This is a genomic window from Actinosynnema sp. NPDC050801, assembly GCF_040673975.1.
Lineage (GTDB): Bacteria > Actinomycetota > Actinomycetes > Mycobacteriales > Pseudonocardiaceae > Actinosynnema.
Map to the genome: position 1 here is coordinate 103,049 of NZ_JBFAQZ010000013.1, position 24,262 is coordinate 127,310.

22 protein-coding genes are annotated in these 24,262 nt (G+C 72.8%); 5 read left to right on the plus strand and 17 right to left on the minus strand.

The features are described 5' to 3' along the window. Window positions 1-643: 643 nt before the first annotated feature. Entirely contained in the window at window positions 644-2,386 is a 1,743-nt protein-coding gene (locus tag AB0K14_RS26695; RefSeq protein ID WP_360455813.1) for an RICIN domain-containing protein, read from the plus strand. 63 nt (window positions 2,387-2,449) lie between these two features. Here AB0K14_RS26695 and AB0K14_RS26700 read toward each other — a convergent pair whose 3' ends face one another. The 3 genes from AB0K14_RS26700 to AB0K14_RS26710 all read right to left on the minus strand — a co-directional run bounded on the left by AB0K14_RS26700 (window position 2,450) and on the right by AB0K14_RS26710 (window position 6,916). Next, on the minus strand, window positions 2,450-3,637 hold the full coding sequence (locus AB0K14_RS26700) for a hypothetical protein (protein ID WP_360455816.1): 1,188 nt from the start codon (window positions 3,635-3,637) through the stop codon (window positions 2,450-2,452). 77 nt (window positions 3,638-3,714) lie between these two features. Next, window positions 3,715-5,160, minus strand: coding sequence for an AMP-binding protein (locus AB0K14_RS26705; protein ID WP_360455818.1), 1,446 nt, complete (start codon window positions 5,158-5,160; stop codon window positions 3,715-3,717). Window positions 5,161-5,203: 43 nt separating this feature from the next. Further along, window positions 5,204-6,916, minus strand: a complete 1,713-nt coding sequence (locus AB0K14_RS26710) for a glycosyltransferase (RefSeq protein ID WP_360455821.1) — start codon at window positions 6,914-6,916, stop codon at window positions 5,204-5,206. A gap of 66 nt (window positions 6,917-6,982) precedes the next feature. On the opposite strand from AB0K14_RS26710, the gene AB0K14_RS26715 reads away from it, so the two are divergent. Next, window positions 6,983-8,059 (plus strand): alpha/beta hydrolase, encoded by a 1,077-nt coding sequence (locus tag AB0K14_RS26715; protein WP_360455824.1) that lies wholly within the window; start codon window positions 6,983-6,985, stop codon window positions 8,057-8,059. An 88-nt stretch (window positions 8,060-8,147) separates the two neighbouring features. Here AB0K14_RS26715 and AB0K14_RS26720 read toward each other — a convergent pair whose 3' ends face one another. The 7 genes from AB0K14_RS26720 to AB0K14_RS26750 form a co-directional block, all read right to left on the minus strand. Beyond that, the gene (locus AB0K14_RS26720; RefSeq protein ID WP_360455826.1) at window positions 8,148-8,627 is read right to left on the minus strand and encodes a SitI3 family protein; all 480 of its coding nucleotides are present in this window, start codon (window positions 8,625-8,627) and stop codon (window positions 8,148-8,150) included. Window positions 8,628-8,648: 21 nt separating this feature from the next. After that, complete coding sequence (locus AB0K14_RS26725; RefSeq protein ID WP_360455828.1) at window positions 8,649-9,896, minus strand: hypothetical protein; 1,248 nt, start codon at window positions 9,894-9,896, stop codon at window positions 8,649-8,651. Continuing rightward, window positions 9,893-10,204: a type VII secretion target gene (locus tag AB0K14_RS26730; RefSeq protein ID WP_360455831.1), complete on the minus strand. Its 312-nt coding sequence runs from the start codon at window positions 10,202-10,204 to the stop codon at window positions 9,893-9,895. Before AB0K14_RS26730 ends, AB0K14_RS26725 begins: the two co-directional genes overlap by 4 nt. A 12-nt stretch (window positions 10,205-10,216) precedes the next feature. After that, a complete protein-coding gene (locus tag AB0K14_RS26735; RefSeq protein WP_360455834.1) occupies window positions 10,217-10,711 on the minus strand; it encodes a YbaB/EbfC family nucleoid-associated protein in 495 nt (164 codons plus the stop codon). A 114-nt stretch (window positions 10,712-10,825) separates the two neighbouring features. Further along, window positions 10,826-11,506, minus strand: a complete 681-nt coding sequence (locus AB0K14_RS26740) for a glycoside hydrolase family 11 protein (protein WP_360455837.1) — start codon at window positions 11,504-11,506, stop codon at window positions 10,826-10,828. Window positions 11,507-11,902: 396 nt separating this feature from the next. Continuing rightward, window positions 11,903-12,847, minus strand: coding sequence for an alpha/beta fold hydrolase (locus AB0K14_RS26745; protein WP_360455840.1), 945 nt, complete (start codon window positions 12,845-12,847; stop codon window positions 11,903-11,905). After that, the gene (locus AB0K14_RS26750; RefSeq protein WP_360455843.1) at window positions 12,840-13,088 is read right to left on the minus strand and encodes a hypothetical protein; all 249 of its coding nucleotides are present in this window, start codon (window positions 13,086-13,088) and stop codon (window positions 12,840-12,842) included. Before AB0K14_RS26750 ends, AB0K14_RS26745 begins: the two co-directional genes overlap by 8 nt. 77 nt (window positions 13,089-13,165) lie before the next feature. Between AB0K14_RS26750 and AB0K14_RS26755 the strand changes: the two genes are divergently transcribed. Continuing rightward, window positions 13,166-13,762: a TetR/AcrR family transcriptional regulator gene (locus AB0K14_RS26755; RefSeq protein WP_360455846.1), complete on the plus strand. Its 597-nt coding sequence runs from the start codon at window positions 13,166-13,168 to the stop codon at window positions 13,760-13,762. Between the two features lie 53 nt (window positions 13,763-13,815). Here the strand turns inward: AB0K14_RS26755 and AB0K14_RS26760 are convergent, their stop codons facing one another. The 5 genes from AB0K14_RS26760 to AB0K14_RS26780 form a co-directional block, all read right to left on the minus strand. Next, window positions 13,816-14,199 (minus strand): anti-sigma factor antagonist, encoded by a 384-nt coding sequence (locus AB0K14_RS26760; protein ID WP_360455849.1) that lies wholly within the window; start codon window positions 14,197-14,199, stop codon window positions 13,816-13,818. Between the two features lie 86 nt (window positions 14,200-14,285). After that, the gene (locus AB0K14_RS26765; RefSeq protein ID WP_360455852.1) at window positions 14,286-14,648 is read right to left on the minus strand and encodes a response regulator transcription factor; all 363 of its coding nucleotides are present in this window, start codon (window positions 14,646-14,648) and stop codon (window positions 14,286-14,288) included. Window positions 14,649-14,668: 20 nt separating this feature from the next. After that, window positions 14,669-16,150 carry a PAS domain S-box protein gene (locus AB0K14_RS26770; protein WP_360455854.1) on the minus strand — a complete coding sequence of 494 codons (1,482 nt, stop codon included), beginning with the start codon at window positions 16,148-16,150 and terminating at the stop codon, window positions 14,669-14,671. Between the two features lie 53 nt (window positions 16,151-16,203). After that, window positions 16,204-16,590 (minus strand): ATP-binding protein, encoded by a 387-nt coding sequence (locus tag AB0K14_RS26775; RefSeq protein WP_360455857.1) that lies wholly within the window; start codon window positions 16,588-16,590, stop codon window positions 16,204-16,206. Between the two features lie 82 nt (window positions 16,591-16,672). Then, window positions 16,673-17,320, minus strand: a complete 648-nt coding sequence (locus AB0K14_RS26780; protein ID WP_360455860.1) for a response regulator transcription factor — start codon at window positions 17,318-17,320, stop codon at window positions 16,673-16,675. Between the two features lie 221 nt (window positions 17,321-17,541). On the opposite strand from AB0K14_RS26780, the gene AB0K14_RS26785 reads away from it, so the two are divergent. Further along, window positions 17,542-18,654: a hypothetical protein gene (locus AB0K14_RS26785; protein WP_360455863.1), complete on the plus strand. Its 1,113-nt coding sequence runs from the start codon at window positions 17,542-17,544 to the stop codon at window positions 18,652-18,654. Here the strand turns inward: AB0K14_RS26785 and AB0K14_RS26790 are convergent. Together AB0K14_RS26790 and AB0K14_RS26795 are read right to left on the minus strand one after the other, a co-directional pair. Continuing rightward, window positions 18,651-19,565 carry a GDSL-type esterase/lipase family protein gene (locus AB0K14_RS26790; RefSeq protein ID WP_360455866.1) on the minus strand — a complete coding sequence of 305 codons (915 nt, stop codon included), beginning with the start codon at window positions 19,563-19,565 and terminating at the stop codon, window positions 18,651-18,653. The genes AB0K14_RS26785 and AB0K14_RS26790 overlap by 4 nt on opposite strands. Before the next feature lie 112 nt (window positions 19,566-19,677). Then, window positions 19,678-20,751, minus strand: a complete 1,074-nt coding sequence (locus AB0K14_RS26795) for a toll/interleukin-1 receptor domain-containing protein (protein ID WP_360455868.1) — start codon at window positions 20,749-20,751, stop codon at window positions 19,678-19,680. 146 nt (window positions 20,752-20,897) lie between these two features. On the opposite strand from AB0K14_RS26795, the gene AB0K14_RS26800 reads away from it, so the two are divergent. After that, complete coding sequence (locus tag AB0K14_RS26800; RefSeq protein ID WP_360455871.1) at window positions 20,898-24,122, plus strand: GH92 family glycosyl hydrolase; 3,225 nt, start codon at window positions 20,898-20,900, stop codon at window positions 24,120-24,122. Window positions 24,123-24,262 lie beyond the last annotated feature (140 nt).

A 24,262-nucleotide genomic window follows, 5' to 3' on the forward strand; every position in this document is an offset into this window, starting at 1 on the left:
ACGAGCATGCGGCAACCCGCGATGACCAGCGCGACCAGCGGCACGATCGCGTCCACTGGGGACGGAGCGCGGACGTGCCGGTGGCTGCCGGAACGGGTCACGGGTGCCCCGGCACGGGGATCCCCGCTCGCGGCACCCGCGGCCGGTGGTCGTCCAGCACGGAGTCCGGCATGGCCCGATCACGGCAGGTCCGGCCCCGTGGCCGTGCAACACCACCTGGGCCGACGCGGACTCCCCTCGATCGAGTGACATCCCGTCGCCGCGCGTTCCACGGCCGGGTCGCGAGCGGCCGGGTCACCCGCCCCTTCACCTTCCCGTCGTGGCCGGAGTTGCCGGAGGAAGCGCCCGCGGTCGGTGATATCCGGGCGGTGGAATAAACGGGTGCGGTTCACAAGTGTGTACTCGGTGCTGTTCACAAGTATGACCGACCGCATTGGTCCCGTCATTGTTCGTTGATCGACCGGATAGCCGCCGACCTGCATGTTCGATGCTCATTCGACGTCGGTTCGTCGAGTCGGCCCCGCCGTAGTCGTTGACCGCGCGCTTCGCGTCCCCTTAACATCCGGCCGCGCCGCTATTTCTCCGCCGCCGAACCACACTTTCTCCGCCCCGATTCAGGTGGCCAGGTGAATGGGAGCTTGTCATGAGCACACAGGAACGCCCACCGGCCGAGCGGCCGCGCGGTGCGCGGTGGCGGCTGAGCCTGTTGGCCGGCGCGGGTGCGGTGGCGCTGGCCGTCAGCCTCGCCGCCTGGCCGGCGGCCACACCCGCGAACGCCGCCGTCGGCGCGGGCACGTACACGGTGAAGAACGCGGGCAGCGGGCTGTGCCTCGCGGTGCCCGGCTCCGGCACGACCGCCGGCGCGCAGGTGCAGCAGGCGACCTGCGCGGGCGGCGGCGGTCAGCAGTGGACGCTGACCGCGGTCGGCGGCGGGTTCCGGATCACCTCGGTCGCCAACGGCCTGTGCCTGGGTGTCCAGGACGCGTCGACCTCGGCGGGCAAGGCCGTCCAGCAGCAGGCGTGCACGGGCGCCACCAGCCAGACCTGGACGTTGACCGCGAGCGGCGCCAACTACCGGGTGATCAACGCCAACGGCGGCAAGTGCGCCAACACCAAGGACAACTCCACCGCGGCCGGTGCGCTGGTGCAGACGAACTCGTGCGACAGCGTCGCCACCAAGCAGTGGACGTTCACCCCGAGCGACGGCGGCCCGACGTCGACCACCACGTCGACCACGACGAGCACCACGACGTCCACCAGCACGACGACGTCCACGACCACCACGACCACGAACCCGCCCACCGGCACGCTGTACGTGGCGCCCAACGGCCGGGACACCGCGTCCGGCACGCAGGCCGACCCGACGACGCTCACCTCGGCCATCGGCCGCATCGCCGCGGGCGGCACGATCTACCTGCGCGGCGGCACGTACGCGTTCTCGCAGACCGTCACCATCCCCCAGGGCAACAACGGCACCTCGGGCGCCCTCAAGAAGCTCAGCGCCCACCCCGGTGAGACCCCGGTGCTGAACTTCTCCGCCCAGGCCGAGGACCCCGCCAACCGGGGCCTCGCGGTCAACGGCAACTACTGGCACGTCCACGGCGTCGTGGTCGAGCGGGCGGGCGACAACGGCATCTTCGTGGGCGGCAGCAACAACATCTTCGAGCGCACGGTGACGCGGTTCAACCGCGACACCGGGTTGCAGCTGTCGCGGATGCTGTCCACCACGCCCAAGGACCAGTGGCCCGCGAACAACCTGATCCTCAGCGCCGAGTCGCACGACAACGCCGACTCCGACGGCGAGGACGCCGACGGGTTCGCCGCGAAGCTCACGTCCGGACCGGGCAACGTGTTCCGCTACGCCGTGGCGCACAACAACATCGACGACGGCTGGGACCTCTACACCAAGACCGACACCGGCCCCATCGGCGTGGTCACCATCGAGGACTCCCTGGCCTACGAGAACGGCACGCTGAGCAACGGCGGTCAGGCCGGCAACGGCGACCGCAACGGCTACAAGCTCGGCGGCGAGGACATCGGCGTCAACCACGTCATCCGCCGCAACATCGCCTACGACAACGGCAAGCACGGCTTCACCTACAACCGCAACCTCGGCACTATGACCGTGTCGGACAACATCAGCATCGACAACACCGAGCGCAACTTCTCGTTCGACGGCGGGTCGTCGGTGTTCCGCAACAACACGTCGTGCCGCAGCGGCAGCGGCACGAACGACAAGACCGTGGGCAACGTCGACGGCACCAACCAGTTCTGGACCGGCACGAACGGCTCCCGCTGCGCTTCCTACAGCGGCGCCCTCACCTGGTCCTACGCCTCGGACGGCCGCCTGCTCGTCGCCTTCGGCGGCAAGCCCGTCGTCCGGTAGCGGCTCGCCGGCGTCACGGGCGGTTGGGGCTCGTGACGCCGGCCCGCCGTGCGGGGCAGGGGCTCAGAGTCGGCCGGTGGGTCGACGCCCGTCGGTGAGGTCCGCCACCTGCTCCGGCGTGAACGGCGGGTCGAGCAGGTCGCCGCGGTGGCCGTGGCAGCGGAACATGTCGGCGATGTAGTGCATGCGGTCGGGCAGGTCGGACCAGTCCCGCGCGGCGGTGTCGAGCAGGCTGTCCGCGGTCGGGTCGACGGTCCGCAGCAGGGACAGCAGCTCGGGGTGGGACAGCCGGGCGAGCAGCGGCGGGAACTCGGCGGGCAGGTCCCGGCTCAGGTCGAGCAGCTCACCGCCGGGCAGCGCCAGCGTCATCAGGTGCTCGGTGACCGCCCGACGGGCCAGGCCGCGGGCGTGGTCGGCCAGCCGCTCGGCGGCCCGGCGCACCGGGCCGCGTCGGCCGAGCACGGTCAGCAGCACCAGCCGCAACCACCTGACCACGCGGTTGCCCGGCAGGAGCAGCTCGAACAGGTGGCGTTCGAGGTCGCGCGGGTCGACCACCGGCGTCTCCAGGGCGGCCGTGATCTCCGGTTGGAGTCGGGTCTGCTCGTGCAGGCCGATCTCGATGTTGGCCAGCAGCAGGAGCTCGGCGCGGTGCTTCGGGTCGTCGGCGGACCGGGCCTGGTGCAAGCGGGTGAACGCCTGGCGCAGGTAGCGCTGCCCCTCGGGCGGCTCGCCGGGGCGCAGCGTGGCGCAGAACCGCTCGATCCGGCGGTCGTCGGCGGGCTCGGCCAGGAAGCGGGCGAACTCGCGGGCGATCTCGGCGAAGACCTTGAGGTTCCCCCGCGCCGAGGCGTCGGCGGCCACGTCGAGCCGCGCGGTCGCCACGACGGCTCGGCGCACCGACCGTTCGACGTGGTCGAGGGCTTGGCCGGGGACGGCCCGCCGCAGCGCGCGCACCAGGAGGTCGACCGCGGTGGCGGTCTCGGGGGAGGACTCGACCATCCGCTCCAGCAGCCGTGTCGGGTCCTCCTGCCGGATGGTCTGACCGACCTGCTTGGACGCCCACACCGCGAACGTGCACCAGTTCGCCGACCCGCCGGTGCGGTCGGCCACCGCACGGGACAGCTCGTGGTAGCAGTGGGTGATCATGAGGTTGCGGACGACCGGGTCGGCGTGGGCGGCGATCCGGTCGACGTCGGCGACCGTGGGCGGGACGCCGCTCAGCTCGTGCACGTCGCCACTGGTTCGGGTCATGGCCGCCGACCTCTCTGTCCGGGGTGTACACGTGGTTGGTCGTCACGAGGGCGACGAACGTGACACCCGGACCGGGGTCAGGGCCGCCAGGTCCGCACGACGTGGCGGCGCAGCTTGCCGGAGCCGGTGCGCGGCAGGGACGGTACGAACACGACCTTGCGCGGCACCTTGTAGGCCGTCAGGTGACGCCTGGCCAGGGCGATCAGGGCCGCGGCCAGGTCGTCGTCTTCGAGCGGACCGTCGGCGCGCACCACGTACGCCCGCAGTTGGACCGAACCGTCGTCGTTGGCGACCGCGCAGACCGCGGCCTCGCGCACCAGGGCGTGGCCGGCCAGGAGGTGTTCGACCTCCAGCGGGTGGACCTTGATGCCGCCCACGTTCTCGATGTCGTCCAGCCGACCGGTGACGCGCACGTACCCGTCGGCGTCCACCGAGGCGAGGTCCCCGGTGCCGTACCAGTCGTCGGTGCGCTTCGCCGTGCCGTCGTCGGACACGCCGAGCGTGATCGTCGGGCCGCGCACCTCCAGCCGTCCGGTCACGTCCGGTCCGACGACGGCGCCGTCGTCGGCCACCACGCGCACCTCGTACGGCGGCAGCGCGCGCCCGGTGGTGCCGAAGCGGCGTGCGGTCCGGGTGTTGTGGGTGAACGCCTGGCCCACCTCGGTGCTGCCGATGCCGTTGAGCAGGCGGTCGCCGAGGACCTCCACCAGCCGTCCCTCCAGCGCGGGGGAGAGGACCTCGCCCCCGGTGGCGGCGATGCGGAGGGTGGCCAGCCGGTCGCTGCCGGGGTGGGCGATGAGCCTGCCGTAGAACGTCGGCACGGCGAACAGCGCGGTGACGGTGTACTTGTCCACGATGGCCAGCACGTCGTCCACCAGCGGCGCCTCCGGGTTCAGCACCACGCGGCTGCCGCTCATCAGCGGGAAGAACAGGGAGTTGCTCAGCCCGTAGGCGAAGTACATCTTGGACACCGAGTGGACGACGTCGTCGGGCCCGAGTTCCAGCGCGGGCACCGCGAACGAGCGGTGGTGGACGACCGGGTCGCCGTGCAGCTGCGGGACCAGCCGGGGCACGCCGGTGGTGCCCGAGGTGAACGTCGCGTACACCTGGTCGGCGACGGAGCGCGGCGTGACGGGGATCGGTTGTACGCCTTCGAGTTCGGCGAAGGTGGTCGTGCGGGAGTCGGCGGGCCCGTCGCCGGGGCGGCGCACGACCAGCGCGGGCCGGGCGGCACGCAGCACTTGGCGCAGTTCGTCGGCGTGCAGCCGGGGGTTGACCGGGACGGCCACCGCGCCCGCGTGCACGGCGCCCAGGAACGTCAGGACGAAGTCCGGCCCGTCGTCCAGCACGAGCGCGACCCGGTCGCCGGGCCGCACGCCCGCGGCGACCAGCGCCCCGGCCACGCGAGCCGCCCCGTCGTACACGTCGGCGTGCGTCAGCATCGCGCCGTCGACCTCGTAGGCCGGGCGGTCCAGCCACCCTCCGGCGTCGGCTCCGGCACGCAGCACGTCGACCAGGTTCATCCCAGGGCTCTTCCTGCTCGGGCCCGCCCGGGGGCGGGGAACGTCACGGGTCCACCAGCTCGGCCACTTCCGCGCGCCACTCCAGCACCACGTCGAACAGGCCGGCGACGGCGTCGAGGTCCGTCAACGGCGTCGGCCCGCCGCGCAGCGCCCCGACGAAGTCCGCGTACGCGCCGCTCACCGGTGGCGCGACGAGGTCCGCCGCCAGGGCGGCGCCGGTGACCGAGAAGTGGAACCGGGGTTCGCCCCAGCCCAGCTCGATCGTCCCGGTGATGCCGCCCGCCACCGCCACGGCCCGCACCTGAGAACGGGTCGCCGCCACCGTCCGCACGTCGGTCACGGGCACGCCGAGCACCCGTTCGACCGCGTCCAGCGCGTCCGGGCCGAGTTCGGTGACGACGTCGCGGCCCTCGGGCTGGTCCAGGTGCACGGTGAAGCCCTCGGCGCGGCCCTCGGTGACGGTCTTGGCCGCTTCGACCAGCTCCGGGTGGTGCGCCCACGGCAGGTCGACCGAACACCGGCCGGGCGCCTGCCGGGCGGCCTCCACCAGGCGGGCCAGGTCGTCCACGGCCCGCTTGCCCAGCAGCACGTGCAGTCCCCGTCGCAACGCCGTCAGCGTGGCCGCGATGTCCGGCACCTGCACCACGACGCCCTCGGCGGGCACCGTCTCCACCAGGCGCGTGCCGTCCCGGAGCGCCCAGGGCGCGCCGTGGGCCCGTGCGGCCGGCAGCACGGTGCGCACGTCGGGATCGGCCAGGCCGACCACCCGCACGCCGCGCACCACCGGCACGGGATCCGCGCCGACGACCAGGACCCGCACGTCGGCGGGCTCCGCGGTGGCCAGCACGCGGTCGCTGGCGAAGAAGCTCAGGTCGGCCGGGGCCGGGTCGTGCCCGGTGAGCACCGAGACCCGCGGCCGGTCCAGGTCGGTGTAGTCCTTCGCCACCGGCACCCACTCCAGGTCCGCGGCCGTGTGCGTGGGCCCGGAGGCGAAGACGTCCGCCCAACGGCGGCGGATCACGCGCATGTGGCGCTTCCAGACGGGCAGCTTGTCGTGGCCGACGTGGTTGAACGTGGTGCCCTCGAAGTGCCGCATCGCCACCGACCCGATGTGGCGCAGCCGTTCGCCGTCGGCCCGCAGGCGGCAGCACAGGTCGACGTCCTCGCACAGCGAGACCGGGTCGAACGACTCGTCGAACCCGCCGACCCGGCGGAACGAGCTGTGCCGCACCATCAGCGCGGCGGTGGGCGCCCACGACTGGTCGCGGTGCTCGCGGTGCCGCGCGTCGAGCCGCCGACCGCGTCCGACGGGACCGATCCGGCCGTCGGCGGTCGACGCGCCGCCCGCGCACTGCACCACGGCGTCGTCACCGGGGTAGAGCAGCAACGGCGACACCGCGCCCAGCGCCCGGTCGGCGGCCAGTTCGGCGGCGAGCACCTCCACGACGTCGGCGTCGTCCACGAGCACGTCGTTGTCGAGGAAGAACAGGAACTCGCCGCGTGCCACCGCCGCGCCGACGTTGCGCCGTTCGCTGCCGCCGCGGTCGTCCTCGTGGCGCAGGACCGTCAGGGGGCGCGGGTGGTCGAGCGCGGCCAGGTACTCGGCGGTGCCGTCGTCGGAGCCGTTGTCCACCACGACGACCTCGAAGTCGCCGGACGCACGGGCCAGGGACGCGAGCGCCCGGCGCGTGTACTCCAAGCGGTTGCGGACCAACATCACGACCGAGACCAGGCCCGGTACCGGGGTCGGGTTCACACTGCGCCCTTCACCGAAGGGGGATCGTCTGCGAGGCGGCACGTCACCGCGCCGGTCGAGCACGACATGGGGGTGGGGGTGGTGCCCGCGCGCGGCGGTGGCGTCGCCGCCGACCGCCTCATCGGCCGTCCATTCCACTATGGTGGGGATCGACCGCGGCGCATTCGTGAGTTCGGAAAACCGGTGCCGCCAACCCGCCTCCCGGCGAACTGGATCGTTACCGGCGCTGATCGTAGAGGGTGTTCGGCGACGGCGCCAGACCGGGAATCGGACTTCCGAAGGGAAATCGTGGACGACGTCGTCGACCTCGCCGGATTGCACTCCGGGCGGTACTTCCCGGAAGATCGGGAACAACCGGGCGAGTCCATTCGGACGGCATTGTTCTGCCATGCGGCGGGCTTTACCGGCCTCCTGTGGCGTTCCGTTGTGAATAACCTGCGGACGCCGTTGCGCGCGGTGGCGCCCGATCTCCGCGGCCACGGCTCCGCGCCGCCCCTGGCCGAGGACGCCGACTGGGGCGTGTTCGCCGACGACGTCCTCGACACGGCCCGTGCGCTCGGCCCGGGGCCCCTGATCGGCGTGGGCCACTCGTTGGGCGCGACGTCGCTGCTGCTGGCCGAGGCACGGGCGCCGGGCACGTTCGACCTGCTGGTCTGCTTCGAACCGATCCTCGCGACCCACCACGACCCGGCCTTCGCCGAGGCGGCGGCCCGGCGCCGCGCGGTGTTCCCGTCACGCGCCGACGCGCTCGCCCGGTGGTCGGCCCGGCCGCCGCTCGCGGACCTCGCGCCGGAGGTCCTCGCCGACTACGTCGAGTCCGGCCTGGCCGGGCAACCGGACGGTCGGGTGCGGCTGCGGTGCTCGCCGGAGGTGGAGGCCCACCTGTTCCGGACGGCGATCTCCTGCCCGTGGCGGGAGGCGCTGCCGCTGGTGCGGTGCCCGACGGTGTTCCTCCGCGGCGGCGGATCCGCCGTGGTGACCCGGGAATCGCTCGCGGCGGCGTGTGCCGCACTGCCCGCCGGACGGCTGCGGGAAGTGCCGGGACTGGACCACCTGGGTCCGCTGGCCCGGCCCGGGGTGTTCGCGGCGGTCCTCGACGGGCTGCTCGCGGACTTCGAGGTGACCGCCCGCGATCGTGCATGATCCCCGCAGGCCGGCCGTTGGCGATGCCGTGGCGGGACCCGTCGTTGTGGACGTCACCGGGCCTGTTGCCGGCCGCCGTCGGGTCGGTTCAGTCCTCCGGGAAGACGTGGGTCTCACGCCGGTAGGGCTGGTGGAGCAGGGCCAGGCGGTGGGACGGCCAGAGGTCGTCGCGCTCGTTGAGCAGCAGCACGCCGGCGCGGCGCACCAGCCAGACGACCTCGAAGTCGTGGTGCAGCACCGCGTCGCCCGGCACCTTCGCCAGCACACCCGCCACCAGCCGCACGACGTCGTCCTGCTGGTCGCCGATGTCGGTCTTGGCCAGGCCGAAGGCCACCAGCACGGTGGGCGTGGCGCCCAGGACGTCCGGCAGCGGGTTCCACGGCTCCGGCTCGTCCGCCACGACGCGCAACCACGTGCCACGGGTCGTCGCCGCGTTCTCGCCGAGCAGCCGGGCACCGTCGGTCGCCGGGTCGAGCAGTCCGGCGGCGACACCGACCTCCCGCAGCGCGTCGGCGACCTGTGCCGCCGGACGCGGTGTGGCGAGCGCGAGACTGTACGAAATGGACACTGGCATTCCTTGATCGCGGGGCTACGGGTACAAGTGAAGCACGTTGCCGCTCTTGTCGATGACGATGACTTCCTTGAGGCCCGCGATCGGCCAGTCGTGCAGCTGCTTGCGCAACGCGGCCGCGTCGACCGGGCTGTCGGCGAGGTTGACCACGACCCGGTCGGTCTGGCCGACCTTGACCTTCTCCGCGATCCGGCTCGCGATGTTGCGCGGGACGGGGGTGGAGGGCGCGATGGCGTCGAAGATCCGACCCTCGATCCGGAAGTCCGGGTTCTTGGCGCCGGGCACGGTCGGGTTCTGCTCGACGTCGTACCCGGCCCGGGCGAGGGTGGTCGCCGACTCGTTCTCCCGTTGCAGGGAGCGCTTGGTGTCCGCGTCGTTCTTCGGGTCGATCTCGGTGCGCTTGCCACCCGGCTGGGCGTTCGGGTCCGGGTCGCGGGAAGGGCCGGTGGACCCGTCCCCGTTCGGCTTCGGCTTCTTGCCGGTGTCGTCGGGCGGCTTCTTGTCGCCGCCGCCCCGCGACCGCAGGTCGTCCATCTTCTTGCGGATCCGGCGGAACAACTCGCCCAGGCGGCGCACCAGGGGCGCCAGCTTCTGCATGGTGCGCACCAGCTGCTTGACCAACTGGGCGATCCGGGCCGCCCACTTGGCCGCGGCGGCCGAGGCCTGGGTGGCCACGGCGGGCAGGCCGATGATGGTCAGCGCCTCCAGCGCCCACACCGCCAAGCGTCCCACCAGTTCCGCGATCAGGTCCCGGACCGCCTCGCGGACCGCGCCGACGACCACGCCCGCCATCTCGATCGCGCTGCCCAGACCGGACGCGGCCTCCGCCGCCGCGCCGATCACGGCCGCGACGTCGGCGGCGCGGGCGCGGTAGGCGTCGGCCGCCCTGCCGGTCCACCCGGCGGTGTCCGCGGTGTGCTCGGTGGCGTAGGCGGTGTGCACCTTGCCGACCGCGGTCGCGACGTTGTGCCACGTCCGGGACTGAGCGGACACCGCCGCGGCGTTGCCGGCGAGCTTGTCGAGCTGCTCCCGCAACGGGCCGACGTGCTCCATGACGAACGCGACGACGCTGGACGCGATCGACCCGAACGGGTCCACCACGACGCTCAGCGCTTCCAACCCCGTGGACGCGGCGCCGAGCCCGGTGTCGACCCAGCTCCCGCTCCGGATGCCCTCCACCAGGTCGCCGACCGCCTCGGCGATGCCGATGCCCGTGTACGCCTTGGTCGAGTCCTGCACCGGTGCGACCAAGGGGTTGGGGGTCATCGCATGCCGCCTTCGATGCGGGTGAAGCCGTGCACGGCGGCCAGGTCCTCGGAGTCGTAGTCGTCAGCCGTGTCGCGCAGGTTCCGCGACACCGCCTCCAGCCCACCGCGGGCGGCTTGGAGCGCCTCGTGCGCGGCCTTCTCGACGTCGTTGAACAGCGGTGGCAGGAACTGGCAGATGATGCCGTACGCACCGTCGGGCGTCACCTGGCCGGCGGCGTCGGCCGCGGTGCCCAGGCTCGCCGCGTGGGCGTCGACCTTGCCCGCGTGGGCACGCAGGTCGCCGCCGGTCACCTCGAAGCCGGCCATGATCCCCCTCGCTCAGCGGTCGTCGAAGACGGAGACGTCATCGGAGTCGTCCGGCACGGGTGGCGCGGGACGCCGTGTGGCGGTGGCGGCGGTGGTGCGCGTCGTGGACGGCGGGTCGGGTTCCCCGGGATCCGCGAACTTCTGCGCGTAGTACCCGGCGATCCGCTCGGCGCCGTCCTCGCCGAGTGTGTCACCTGCGACCTCGCGGACGCGTGCGGTGATCTGCGCCTTGGCCTGGTTGATCGCGGCCATCAGCTGCCGGCCTACCTCGTCCGGCGCGCTGCGGGCGACCTGGTCGGTGAACTTCGCGTCGACCAACGAACCGTCGGCGTCCACGGTGACCGTGACGACACCGTTCGGGCTGGTCGCGGTGATCCGCACACCCTCGACCCGCTGCTGCAACTCCTGGTACCGCTCGGCCTTGCGCTCGAACCCGGCGACCCACTCGTCCAACCCGCGTTCGACGGCGGCCGGGTCCCCGCCGAATAAGTCACCGGGCACGGTCATGCCGACGACCATACCGACGGATCACGGCCGCCGGGGCCGGAATCGGCCATGAACAGCCGTGTGGCGCGGCGGCTGCTTCGCCGCCGCGCCACCGGGCGCCGTGATCGGGTCTGCTCACCCGCTCACGGTGATGTTCGAGTTGCCACTGCTCTGGTAGCCCTCGGTCGCCATGATCATGTAGTAGCTGAAGTTGCCCAGCCGCATGTTGGCGCGCGACCACGCGTCGAAGTGGTTGCCGGTGGTGATGGTGCCGCCGACCTTCTTCTGCTGCCGGACGCTCCAGAACTGGGGGAACGTCTTGTTGCCCTCGACCGACGGCGCGTTGTACCGCATCGTCTGGTAGATGTCGTACGTGCCGCCGTCGCTGGTGACCGTGCCCCTGTGCTGGCCGGTGGGCCGGTAGTTGCCCCAGCTGTCCACGATGTAGTACTCGACGAGCGGGTTCGAGGTCCAGCCGTAGAGGCACAGGTACCCGTTGCCGGACGGGTTGAAGCTGCCCGAGTAGCGCACGGTCCGGCGCCCGCCGTTGCCCCAACCCTTGCCGCACACGAAGTTGCCGGTGTTGCGCCACGAGGTGCTGTACTGCCCGCCCGATCCCATGGTCATGGAGACGGTGTTCTGGGCATCGGTCCAGAACGAGAAGTAGTAACCGTTGTGGTAGCCGGTCTGGTTCGTGGTGACGGTCTGGGCGTGCGCGGTGCCGGGCACGATCAGCCCCGAGCCCAGCGCCAAGGCTCCGGCGCCGCCGATGAACATCCTGCGGCTGATCGGGTGCGCAGGGGCGTTGTCTTCCATATGTGTGCTTCCTCCTCGTTGAGGCCAGCGAGGGGCCACCCGTGTGTTCCTTATGCGTACACTGCGACGTGGTCGTCGACCGTCATCCGAATGATCGGCGCTCGACCGACCGGGCCGCGTGGGTGACCCGACCGACAGTGGTTCAGGGTCCGTCGATGCAGACAGTGTTCGGCCGGTTCCGGCGCGTTGTCAACGATTCTCGTAATGTTGCGAAAACCTTCTCGGAATACTTGCGAAATTCCGTTCGGCGACCGCCCGTCTCACTAGCTCCGGCCCTGGTGGCGGCAATGTCGGCGGAGCGGGCGCCCAGGTGGCGGTGAAAGGTTTCGGAGGCCGTTCGAACCACGGCCGCCGATGTGGCGCGCGGGTCGGCCGGTGTCGCGGAGGGGCCACAGCTCAGCCGATGAGACTGGTAAGCACCTGGACCAGGGGTCGGGGGTGCTGCGGGCCGAGGTGTGGGGCGTCCAGCGTGTGGACGTCGAACCGGTTGTGCGGGGTCGCCTGGTCCGCTTCGGCGATCATCCGGTCCTGGAGGGCGAGAGGGATGGCCCGGTCACGGGTGCAGCGCAGGTAGGTGCGCGGGATGCGACCCCAGGTCGCCGGCTCGCCGCGGGCGTCGTCGGTGACCACTGCCCAGGACTCGTCGGGCTCCATGGCGTTGAGGGCGGCGAGGAAGGCGGGGTCGTCGTAGCCGTCCGCGAGCGCGGCCTTCGCGGCGGCGATGAAACCGCTGTCCGCCGAGCGCCAGTTCGTCCGGGTGACCCCCGTCCGCTCCGGATCGGTCAGGCTCGGCAGTGTCGGCAGCAGCGTGGTCGCGCCCTCCGGGGTCGCGAAGCAGTCCAGCACGCTGCGGAACCGGACGCAGCAGAACGCGGTGAGGTACACCAGTCGCGCGATGAGGTGGGGAACCTCGTTGCCGACCCTGGTGATCGTGGCACCGCCCATGCTGTGCCCCACCAGGACGACCGGCCCGTGCGCGGCGACACGGCGGACGACGCGCGTGACGTGGTCGACGTTGTCGGCCAGGCGGAGCCCGGCCAGCGGCGACGGTGCGGCGGCCAAGGCGGCCGGATCCTGCGGGGCCTGGTAGGAGGGCGGGAAGTGGCCGGCGGGTCCGTGCCCCGGCAGGTCCACGGCCATCGCCCGTCGGCCGGCCGTCGCCAGTCCGGCGATCACCGGGGCGAAGGAGCCGGCATTGCCGTTGGCGCCGTGGACGAGCACGAAGGTCGGTTCGCCACGTCGGGCTGTTCCCCCGCCCGGTTCCCGCGCCGCCCACGTCCCCGCCGCGCTCGCACCGAGCAGGGCGGTGCCCAGGAACCGCCGTCGGGGAAGCTCAACCACGAGCGGCCCTCTTCCCGGTCTCGCGCCGGATCAGCCCGTGGACCAGCAGCGCGGTGCCGAGCGCGCCGACGACGAGGTCCGCCCACGTGGGCGCTCCCGCCGCTCGGAGCAGGCCCGACACGCCGAAGCTGGTCTGCCACAGGGCCTCCGTGACTGCGGAACCGAATCCCTGGACGGCCAGCACCGCGCCCAGCACCCACTGGACCGCGGGTGTCGGTTTGCCGATCCCGAGCTGCGCCATGGTCACACCTCCCGTTTCGATACGTCTGTATCGGATGCTACCACGTTCCGATACGAGCGCATCGGTAGGCTGTCGCCATGCCGAGGCAGGTTGACCACGACGACCGACGACGCCGGATCGCGCAAGCGGTCTGCGAACTGATCGGCCGGGACGGGCTGGAAGCCGCGACCCTGCGCGAGGTGGCGGCCCAGGCCGAGGTGTCCCTGGGAGCCGTGCAGCGGTGCTTCCGCACCAAGGAGGAGATGCTGGTCTTCGCGCAGGAGCACGTGAACCGGCGGGTCACCGAACGCGCTCGGGCGCGGATCGCCGAATCCCCGGAACCGGGGTCGGTCGCGACCATGCTGGAGCAGACGCTGACCGCCATGCTGGCGGTCGACGACGAGGGCCTGCTCGACGCGCGCGTCTGGATAGCCTTCACCGCGCAGTCGGCCGTCGTCCCCGCCCTCGCCGCCGTCCAGCGCGGTCACTACGCCGGACTGGCCGAACTGCTCGTCGTCCTGCTCCGGGCGGGCCAGGAGAACGGGCAGATCAGGCCCGACGTCGAGATCGAAAGCGAGACGGACGCACTCATCACCCTCGCCGACGGCCTGACCGTCCAGGTGCTGCTCGGCAGGCACACACCCGAGTCGGCACTCGCCGTACTCCAGCGACGAACCACCGGTCTGCGGACCTGATCGGCCAGGGGGTGCGGTCGGCGACCTCGCCGGCGGCCGGCACCACCGCGTGGTCAGTCCGCCTGGTGGACCTGCTGCGACGAGGAGATCGACGCCAGCGCGTCGTCGACCGAGGGGTGCACGTCGAGCAGGGACGAGACGGTGGTCAGCTGGATCGGCCGCAACACCGCGCGCCGGGTCGCCACGAGGGCGAAGACGTCGACGCGGCGGCGGAGCTCCAGGAGCAGCGACAGGCCCGCGGAGCTGAAGAACACCACGTCGGTCAGGTCGAGGACCAGCGTCGACGCGCTCTCCGACAGGTGTGGCGCGAGGGCGGCGCGGACCTCCGGAACGGTGTCGGCGTCCAACTCGCCCGCCACGCCGACGACCAGGACGTCGCCCCTTCGGGTGACACGGATGTCGAGGATCGGTGAGGGTTGCCCCATCGGCTCGGCCACGACGTCTCCCCGCTGCGATGCGTTGTCGATCCCCAGTTGTACCAGGCCGACGCTCCGGCTCGGAGGACCGAGGCGCACCACCGCGGTCAACCGCGCCCCGTCCGTCCCAACCGGCGGACGGCCGCGATGATGTCGTCGTTCGACACGCCCTTGACGAGGTGCTCGCCGACCCCGACCGACCGGATCTCGTGGAACGCCTCGTCATCGGTGGAGGCGGACAGCGCCAGGATGCAGGTCCCGGGCGAGCGGCGCCTGATCTCGCGGGCGGCCCGACCGCCGCCGCCACCGGGCATGCGGACGTCGAGCACGACGACGGCGGGCGCGTGGCGCTCGACCAGCTCGATCGCCTCGTCCGCGTCACGGGCCACCGCGACGACCTCGAAGTCCGGCTCGGCGTCGAGCACCTCGCGCAGCGCGTCGCGGATCATCGGGTCGTCATCCGAGATCACCACCCTGAGCCTGGCGTCCGTCACGGGTCGACCCCGTTCGACGTCGGGATCCAGAACCGCACCACCACGCCGCCGCCGGGGCCTTCGTTCACCGACCACCAGCCACCCGCCGTCTCCGCGCGCTCGCGCATCTCGACCATGCCGAAGTGGTCGAACGCCGGGCGGTCGGACGGGGTGGCGGCCCCGAGACCGACGCCGAGACCGACACCGACGCCGTCGTCGGCGACCTCTACCAGCGTGCCGCCGTCGACCGAGGTCAAGGACAGCTCGACCGAGGTCGCCTGCGCGTGCTTGCCGATGTTGGCCAGCGCCTCCTGGCAGATGCGGAAGATCGTGACCGCGGACTCGGCCTGCGGCTCGGGGTCCAGCGAGTGCCGCAGCCGGTAGGTGATGCCCCACGCACCGGTGACGTCGGCGAGGTAGTGGTTCAGGGCCTCGACCAGGCTGTGCCGGTCGAGCTCCGGCGGGCGCAGCCGGTACACCAGGTCGCGCAGCCGCCCGATGGACGCCCGCACCGCCTCGTCGAGCCGGCGCACGACGGCGGCCTCCTGCTCCGGCAGCCGGTTGGCCAGCAGCTGCAACCGCATGCCGACGGCGACCATGGCCTGGATCGAGTCGTCGTGCACGTCCCAGGCGATGCGCCGGCGCTCCAGTTCCTGCGCCTCCACGAGGTGCCCGACGAGCCGGCGCTGCTCGGTCAACGTCCGCTCGACCCGTCGGCGTTCGGTCATGTCGCGGGTGACCTTGGCGAAGCCGCGCAGGCGGCCGGTGTCGTCGAACAGGGCGGTGATGACGACGTTGGCCCAGAACCGGGTGCCGTCCTTGCGCAGCCGCCAGCCCTCGTCCTCGAACCGGCCCACTTCGGTCGCCACTTCGAGCTCGCGCCACGGCTTGCGCGCCACCAGGTCCTCGGGCGGGTAGAACTTGGAGAAGTGCTCGCCGAGGATGTCGGCGGCCGAGTAGCCCTTGATCCGCTCGGCGCCCGCGTTCCAGCTGATCACGTGACCCTTCGGGTCCAGCATGAAGATCGCGTAGTCCAGCACGCCCTGCACGAGCAGCCGGAACCGCTCCTCGCTCGACCTGAGCTCCTCGTCGACCCGCCGGCGTTCGGTCATGTCGCGGGTGACCTTGGCGAAGCCGCGCAGGCCGCCGGTGTCGTCGAACAGGGCGGTGATGACGACGTTGGCCCAGAACCGGGTGCCGTCCTTGCGCAGCCGCCAGCCCTCGTCCTCGAACCGGCCCACCCGCGCGGCGACCTCCAACTCGTGCCACGGCTTGCGCGCGGCCAGGTCGTCGGGCGGGTAGAACTGGGAGAAGTGCCGGCCGAGGATGTCGTCGGCCGCATAGCCCTTGATCCGCTCCGCGCCCGCGTTCCAGCTGATCACGCGACCCGTCGGGTCCAGCATGAAGATCGCGTAGTCGACCACGCTCGCCACGAGCAGGCGGTACGCGTCCTCGGTCGGCGGTTCGTAGTCGGGGACGGCGGGGTGATCGTCGGCCATGGCGTCACTGTGCACGACGGCCCGCGGGGGTGCCACGGACAGGCAGCGCGGTGTCAGGACAGGCCCGGGCCGTCGGCGGCCATCTCGCACCACACGACCTTGCCGCCGTGTTGGGGACGCGCCCCCCACGCCGTGCTCAACAGCTGCACGAGCTGGAGACCCCACCCGCCGACGGCCGCCGACAGCCGGGTGCGGGGCAGGACCGGGCTGCCGTCCTGGACCTCGATCCGGAGCCTGTGCACGGTGCCGGCCAGCCGGATCACCGGGATGGTGGTCGTGTGCCGCAGGGCGTTGGTCACGAGTTCGGAGACGACGAGCACGGCGTCGCTGTGGTCGCCCCGGTACCCCAGGTCGGCGAGGGTCTTGCGGACGAACACGCGGGCCAGCCCGGCCGCGCCCCGGTCGACCGGCGCGCTGAACTCCGCCACGGGGCCGGACACGGAGAGATCCACACTCGTACTCTGCGACATCGGGCGGTCGGTGCCCAGACGCAGCGTCACCGATGCGACTAGTGCATCCGCACTAGTCGAGCAGGCCGGTGCGGCGGGCGATCGCCACCGCCTCCAGCTTCGACCTGGCGCCCAGCTTCTCCAGCACCCGCTGGACGTGGTTGCGCACGGTGTTGCGCGTGACGCCCATGCGCACGCCGATCTCCTCCGTGCTCGTGCCCTCGGCCATCAGGAGCAACGCCTCGCGTTCGCGGATCGTGAGCGCCACGCCGTTCTTGGTCCGCCCGGTGAGCTTGTCCAGCACGCCCGCGAGCAACCCGCCGTCGAACACGACCTCACCGGCCGCGACCCGCAGCACGGCGTCGGTCAGCTCCTCCAGCCGGGCCGACTTGTGCACCAGTCCCGCCGCGCCGGACTCAGCCGCCCGTGCGGCGACGGACACGTTCGCCTCGCCGGTCAGCACCAGCACCCGCGCGCCGCACGCCTCGAAGCCGGGGATCGCGTCCAGGCCGTCGCCGTCGGGCAGTCGGCGGTCCAGCAGCACCACGTCGGGCCGGTGGAGCCGGACCTCGGCCAGCGCGGCGGCCACGGAGCCGACCGTGGCCACGACCTCGACGTCGCCCGAGTCCTCCCACGCCAGCCGGATCACCTCGGCCACCAGGTGGTGGTCCTCCACCAGGACCGCACGGACGGGTCGGGACGGCTGGGGTGGGTGCGCCATCTGTGCGGGTCCTCGTCGCTGGTCCGACCACCCACCCTAGTCGTTCCGCTCCGCCGGGTCCGATCGCCCGGCGAGGACGGGGTACACGGCCTGCTGCGGGTCCTGACGTCGCGGAACGCGTGGTGGTGCGGTCGCGTCGCAGGGTGTGTTGCGGTTCGTGGTCCTCGCCGGTGCCGGTTCCCGGTGTTCTGGTGGGGTGGTGGCGCCGACCGCCGGTCGGTGTGAACGGGGGGAACGTCGTGGTGGAGGAGCCGCAGCCGCCGCGCTGGGCGGTGTGGGTCGCGCGGGCCGTGGCCGTGGTGGTCGTGCTGCCGGTGCGGTTGGCGTGGGAGTGGGTCAAGGTCGCCGGACGGGCCGTGCGGCGGTTCGTGCTGCGTCCCCTGGCGGCGGTGCTGAGGCGGGTCGGGATCGCCGCTCGTGCGGTGGGGCGGTCGCTGTGGCGGTGGGTGCTCGCGCCGATCGGGGTCGGTGTGGGGTGGGTGGCCGACGCGGTCGGTGCCGGGCTGCGCTGGTGCGGCGCGGTGGTGGTGCGGTACCTGGTCAGGCCGGTCGGCGTGGGTCTGCGGTGGGTGGCGGGTGCGGTGGGAGCGGGGTTGCGCTGGTGTGGCCGGGTGGTGCTGCGGTACGTGCTCAGGCCTGCCCGGGTGGGTCTGCGGGCGGCGGCCGGGCTGGTCGGTCGCGGGGTCGGTGCGGTCGCCGACGTTGTGCGTCGCGGGTTCGGGGCGGTGGCGCGGTTCGTGATGCGGCCGGCGGGGCGGGGGCTGCGCCGCGTGCTCGTGCCGGTCGGGCGGTGGTTGCGCGGGGCGGGTGCGGCCGTCGGTGGTGGGCTGCGTCGGGTGGCGGCGGCGGTGGGACGTGGGCTGCGCGTGGTGGTGGTCGAGCCCTTGGGGTGGGTCTGGCGGAACCTCGTCGTGCGGCCGTCGCGGTGGCTGTGGCGGGACGTGGTCGTGCGGGGTGCGCGTGCGGTCGGCCTGGGGCTCTGGTGGGTGGCGAGGCTCTTCGGTGCGGCTCTGCTGTGGGCGTTCCGGCTGGTGGGGCGGGGGCTGGCGGTGCTCGGCCGTGCGGTGCGGGACGCGGTGTCGTGGGCTTGGCGGCGGGTGGCGGTGCGGTGGTGGCGGCTGGTGGTGCGCGTGGTCCGCGCCCTGGTCGTCACCCCGGTCAGGTGGGTCCACCGCGTGGTGCTCGCGCCGGTCGGCCGGCTGGTCGGGCGGGTGTGGCGGGCCGCGGTGGTGGCCCCGGCCCGCTGGGTGCGCGTCTCGGTGGTCGACCCGGTGCGGTTGGCCGGGCGGCGGGTCCGCGGCCAACTGCGCGGTGCGTTCGGACGTCGCGACTAACGGCCGGTGGCGCTGAGCACGGCGGACGCGATCGCCTCGTGACCGGCGGGCGTCGGGTGCACGTCGGTGTGCTCGCAGAAGTACGTCAGGGCGCACACCTTCGCCACCGGCGTCGGGATCGGGCCGTAGGCCGGGTCCTGGGTCAGCTCCGTCAGCGACCCATAGCCGCCGGTGGTGGCGGTGACGTCGGCGAACTTCGCCCCCACCTTCTCGTACTCGGCCTTGAGGGCGGCGTTGAAGAAGTCGCGGAACAGCGACACCGACAGGCGGGCGAGGTCCTGGCCGTTCGGGAACGCGGGGGACACCCACGCGCCGAGGAACACGTCCGGGTAGGTCAAGCCCACGATCGGGGCGTCGCCGGCGGCCTCGCGCAGGGCGGGCAGGGTGGCGGCCAGGTTGGCCCGGACCGCGGCCACGGCCTGGGAGGCGCAGGTCAGCGGGTCGCTCGCGTGGGCGCACGGCGCCAGGTCGTTGCCGCCGATCACGACGGTCACCAGGCCGACCCGTCCCCGGTGTTCGCGCAGCACCTGCACGGCCGCGTCGAGCTGGGTGCGCCCCGCCGGGTCGGGCGCGTCGGGGCCGCGGTTGCCGGGCGCGCAGCCCGGCTCGGCCCGAAGCTGCGCGGACGTGGCGCCGCTGCACGCGAGGTTGATCAACCGCAGCTCCGACCGCTCGGCGACGAGGTAGGCGAAGCCGGCCCGGTCGGCGCCCGCGGGTGCGCCCGCGTCGGCCGGCCGGTAACCGGTCGCGTACGAGTCGCCCAACGACACGTACACGCGTTCGCCGGCCGGTGCGCCGCCGGTCGTGGACGTCGGGTCCGGGGCCGGGGTGGTCGCGCCGGGGCTGCCGGTGCACGCGCCGAGCACCACCAGCAGCGCCCCGACCAGTGCCGATCGCCGAAGTCCCGCCACGCCGACCCCTTCCCTTCCAATACGTGATCGTTCCGGGTTCCCGGCCCACCGTCCGACAAACCCGTCCACTGTGGACCGTCCGGTCGGCCGGGCCGGGGTCCGCGGGGCGGGATCAGTCCAAGGCGATGTCGTCGTCCGGCGTCCCGAGGTGCTGGACGCGGTAGGTGATGGCCGACAGCGGCACGTTGCGCACGAAGAACACCCTGGACGGCGTCTCGGCCGACGTCGTGATGCCGCTGCCGTCGAAGCAGAGCCAGTCGATGCCCAGCAAGCGGGTCATGAAGTCCTCCACGCCCTGCCCGGCGTGCCGGCGCACGCTGGTGACGCACCTCTCGTACCAGAGGTCCTGGTCGGGGGAGCGGTAGTCGCGCGGACGACGGCCGAGGTCGGCGAGTTCCTCCTTCGTCGCGGTGAAGCGCGCGGCGCGCTTCGGGTCCGACATGATCCGGAACGCGGCTTTCCAGGTCGCCGGCAGCAGGTCCAGCTTCCGCCGGTTGAGGTCGCCGAGCTCGAACGTGAGGGCCGTCCACGACACGTTCGAGTTCTCGACCTGTTCGAAGGCGTCGCCGATCCAGAGGTTGGCCAGGACCTGCCGCAGCGTGCGGTGCCGTTGTTCGTCGTGGTCGCCGACGAACACGTACGCGCGATCGGGCGACCCGAGCGAGCCGTGGTGGTCGAGGCTCGTGCTCGGCACCAGGCGGACGGCCCGTCGGACCGGCGCGCGGTCGGCGTGACGCGACTGGATCTCCGCGGCGGGCATGGCCATCCGGGAGCGCAGCGCGTGCTTGAGGCGATCGGCGACGCCCGGGAGACCGCCCGCGTCGGTGACCGAGACGCCGTGCTTGAGCCGCAGGCCGTACGGCAGGTCGACCGCGCCGCCCGGCTCGTCCAGCAGGATCGGCACGACCCGGTGCGGGTCGTGCTCCCGGCGGGCGAGGTCGAGCGCCCTGGCGATCTCCTCGCGCTGGTAGTGCGCGGCGTCGGTGCGCGGCGAGACCAGCACCAGCGTGACGTTGGCCCGACCCTGCGCGGCGGAGAGCCGGTGACCCCAGTCGTCGCCCGGCAGCAGGCTCCGGCGGTCGAGGAAGACCCGGAACAGCGGGCTGAGCAGGTCGTGCAGGGCTTCCGCGGCTGCCCGGTCGGCGCCGGCGTACGCGATGAAGAAGTCCCACCGGTCCTCGGCCACCGGACCAACCTACCGCCGCGCGGGGTCTGACCGGTCAGGGTGACGGTCGGGGCTGGACGAGCGGGGGAGTCGTGCGCGAGAGTCGGGGCGGTGATCGGGCACGCGGATCACCTGACAACGTTGTCACCCAGAGAGGGCCCTTGCCGATGCCGCTCAGACGAGGCAACACGCTCCTGTTGGCCGCCGCACTGGTCCTCGTGGGGACGCCGGCGGTCGCCGCGCCCGAGGCGCCCGAGGCGGTGGATCCGACCACGCTGGTGAACCCGTTCGTCGGCACGCAGAACTTCGGCAACACGTTCCCCGGCGCGAGCATGCCGTTCGGCATGGTGCAGGTCAGCCCGGACACCGGCGGCCAGGGCGGCTACGACTACCAGCAGCAGGAGATCCACGGCTTCAGCCAGACGCACCTGTCCGGCGTCGGCTGCGGCGTGATGGGCGAGCTGCCGGTCATGCCGACGACCGGGCCCGTGGACAACGTTGACACGGCCGGGTACCGGTCGCGGTACTCGCACGCCGACGAGGAGGCGCGGCCGGGCTACTACCGCGTCGGCCTGTCCCGCTACGGCGTGGACGCGGAGCTGACCGCCACCCCGCGCACCGGCTGGCAGCGCCACACGTTCCCGGCGGGCGCGCAGGCGAACGTGCTGTTCAACACCGGCAAGGCGAACCAGCAGGTGCTCGACTCCGAGGTGCACGTCGTCGGCGACCGGACGGTCGAGGGCCGGGTCCGCGCCGGGCGGTTCTGCGCCGGGCGCGACGAGCACACCGTGTACTTCACCGCGACCTTCGACCGGCCGTTCGCGAGCTTCGGCACGTGGCGCGGCACGACCCGTTCGCCGGGTGTGCCGGACGCCGCGGGCGAGGGCGGCAACGGCGCGTGGGTGAGCTTCGACGCGACGGCCGACCGGGACGTGGTGCTCAAGGTCGGCCTGTCCTACACCGGGCTGGAGGGCGCGCGGAAGAACCTCGCCGCCGAGACCGCCGACTCCTACGACTTCGACGCCACCAGGGCGCAGGCGCACCGGACGTGGGTGGAGCGGCTGGACTCGGTCCGGATCGACGGCGGCACGCCGGAGCGGCGGACCGCGTTCTACACCGCGCTCTACCACTCGCTGCTGCACCCGAACCTGGCCGGTGACGTGGACGGCCGGTACACGGGCTTCGACGGGCAGACCCACGTCGCCCAGGGCTTCACGCCATACCAGAACCTGTCGCTGTGGGACACCTACCGGCCGCAGAACCAGCTGCTGGAACTGCTCGAACCGCAAGTGGCGCGCGACGTCGCGCTGTCGGTCGTGGCGAGCGGGCGGGACGGCGGGTGGCTGCCGCGCTGGGCGCTGGCCAACAGCGAGACCAACATCATGACCGGTGACCCGGTGACGCCGTTCCTGGTCGAGGCGTGGTCGAAGGGCCTGCTCGCCGGCCACGAGGAGGAGGCGTACGAGCTGCTCAAGCGCAACGCCACCACCGTGCCGCCCGCCGACTCGCCGTACAACGGCCGGTCCGGCGTCGAGTTCTACCTCGATCGCGGGTACGTCCCGTCCGGCTTGGAGCTCGGCGTGGACTGCGCGCACAAGGGCGGTGACAACGACTGCGTGCACCCGGCGTCGGCCACGCTGGAGTACGCGGCGGCGGACGCCGCGCTCGCGGTCATGGCCCGCGGCCTGGGCAGGGACGACGACGCGCGCGTGTTCGCCGACCGCGGGCAGTGGTACCGCAACCTGTGGGACGCCTCGACGGGCCACTTCCGCCCCCGGACGGTCGAGGGCACGTGGGTGACGCCGTACGACCCGGTCGGCGCGGGCCACCAGTTCCACGAGGGCGGCGCCTTCCAGTACCAGTGGCTGGTGCCGCAGGACCCGAACGGGCTGGTGCGGCTCATGGGCGGGCGGCAGGCGACCGAGCAGCGGCTGGACGCGTTCTTCGCCTACGACAAGCTGCTCGCCGACCCGGCCCGGACCGTGCGCGAGGACTGGATCACCCAGCCCTACGACTACTACGGCAAGCCCACCTACAACCCGAACAACGAACCCGACCTGCTCGCGCCGTACTTCTACCTGTCGACCGGCACGCCCGCGAAGACCGCGACCGTGGTGCGCGCGGCGATGACGTTGTTCACCACGGGCCCGGACGGCATGACCGGCAACGACGACCTGGGCACCATGTCGGCCTGGTACGTGTTCTCCTCGCTGGGCCTGTACCCGACGATGAGCGGCGGCGACTTCCTGGCGCTGTCGAGCCCGCAGTTCCCGGGCGCGACGGTCCGCACCGGCGGCGGCACGTTGACCATCACCGCGCCGGGCGCGAGCGACACCAACCGGTACGTGCAGCGGGTCGCGTTCGACGGTCGTGACGTGCGCAGGACGTGGCTGGACTGGGACACCGTCGCGGGCGGCGGCACGTTGGCGCACCAGCTGGGGGACGCGCCGTCGTCCTGGGGCACCGATCCCGGCGCCGAACCGCCGTCGATCAACCGCGCGCAGGCCGACGGGCGGCGGCACGTCGACGCGTCCCTGCGGCAGTCGTCGGCGGTCGTGCCGACGGCGGACGCGCCGCAGACCGTGACGTTGCCCCTGGACGTGCTCGTCCAGGCGCCGGGCGCGGTGCCGGTCGCGCTGTCGGCGAGCGCGCCGGCCGGCTGGTCGGTCACGACGACACGGCAGCTGGTGGTCCAGTCCGGTCGCCTGCCGACCCAGCGGACGGTCCAGGTGGTGGTGACGGTGCCCGCGGGCACGCCGATCGGTCGTTACCCGGTGCGGGTGACCGCGGCCGGGCCGAACACCGTCGTGCGGGAGGCCGTGGTCGAGGTCCGGCGGGCGGCGACGTGCGCGGTGGCGGGGGAGCAGTGCGCGGTGGACCTCACCGGCGAGCTGAACCACGATGGCACGGCGACGGTCGCGGCGTCCGGCGAGGGCGACTTCGACGGCCAGGGGTGGAGCTACGACGCCGCGTTGCTGCCCGCCGCGGGTCCGGTGGCGTGGGGCGGCGTGACCTACCGGGCCCCGGACGCGACCGGGACGGCGGCGAACTTCGTGGAGGCGCGCGGGCAGGCGATGTTGCTGCCTGCCGGGAAGCACGCCGCGTTGCGGATGGTGGCGGCCTCGCACAACGGTCCGGTGACCGCGGCCGTGACCGTCCGGTACGCCGACGGCAGCACCGCCGAGGTGCCGATGGTGGTCGGCGACTGGGCGGGCTCCGGTGGCGCGGTGGTGCTGGAGATGCCGCACCGGATCAAGGCCGGGCAGGGCGTGGACGGCCCGCCGGTGCGCCTGTTCGGCCTGTCCCTGCCGCTAGACCCGGCCAAGGCCGTGCACTCCGTGACGCTGCCCGACGACCCGCGGGTGGAGGTGTACGCGATCACGTTGGTCTGAGCCCGTGGTCCGCGGCGGCCGCAACGGGCCGCCGCGACCGCGGTGGCGGCGGTTCGGGCACTCTGGTGGACGAGCGGGCCGCCCGGCTGTGGATGTCGTGGTGGCGCGCCGGGTGGCTGATGTGGCTGACCACCCAGGAC

What these genes read in the sequence shown, in the direction of transcription:
- AB0K14_RS26780 (WP_360455860.1), bottom strand. Translation starts at nt 17,320, where the DNA reads ATGGCGCACCCACCCCAGCCGTCCCGACCCGTCCGTGCGGTCCTGGTG.
- AB0K14_RS26740 (WP_360455837.1), bottom strand. Translation starts at nt 11,506, where the DNA reads ATGGAAGACAACGCCCCTGCGCACCCGATCAGCCGCAGGATGTTCATC.
- AB0K14_RS26735 (WP_360455834.1), bottom strand. Translation starts at nt 10,711, where the DNA reads ATGACCGTGCCCGGTGACTTATTCGGCGGGGACCCGGCCGCCGTCGAA.
- AB0K14_RS26715 (WP_360455824.1), top strand. Translation starts at nt 6,983, where the DNA reads ATGGGGGTGGGGGTGGTGCCCGCGCGCGGCGGTGGCGTCGCCGCCGAC.
- AB0K14_RS26705 (WP_360455818.1), bottom strand. Translation starts at nt 5,160, where the DNA reads ATGAACCTGGTCGACGTGCTGCGTGCCGGAGCCGACGCCGGAGGGTGG.
- AB0K14_RS26700 (WP_360455816.1), bottom strand. Translation starts at nt 3,637, where the DNA reads ATGACCCGAACCAGTGGCGACGTGCACGAGCTGAGCGGCGTCCCGCCC.
- AB0K14_RS26730 (WP_360455831.1), bottom strand. Translation starts at nt 10,204, where the DNA reads ATGGCCGGCTTCGAGGTGACCGGCGGCGACCTGCGTGCCCACGCGGGC.
- AB0K14_RS26755 (WP_360455846.1), top strand. Translation starts at nt 13,166, where the DNA reads ATGCCGAGGCAGGTTGACCACGACGACCGACGACGCCGGATCGCGCAA.
- AB0K14_RS26750 (WP_360455843.1), bottom strand. Translation starts at nt 13,088, where the DNA reads ATGGCGCAGCTCGGGATCGGCAAACCGACACCCGCGGTCCAGTGGGTG.
- AB0K14_RS26800 (WP_360455871.1), top strand. Translation starts at nt 20,898, where the DNA reads ATGCCGCTCAGACGAGGCAACACGCTCCTGTTGGCCGCCGCACTGGTC.
- AB0K14_RS26770 (WP_360455854.1), bottom strand. Translation starts at nt 16,150, where the DNA reads ATGGCCGACGATCACCCCGCCGTCCCCGACTACGAACCGCCGACCGAG.
- AB0K14_RS26725 (WP_360455828.1), bottom strand. Translation starts at nt 9,896, where the DNA reads ATGACCCCCAACCCCTTGGTCGCACCGGTGCAGGACTCGACCAAGGCG.
- AB0K14_RS26695 (WP_360455813.1), top strand. Translation starts at nt 644, where the DNA reads ATGAGCACACAGGAACGCCCACCGGCCGAGCGGCCGCGCGGTGCGCGG.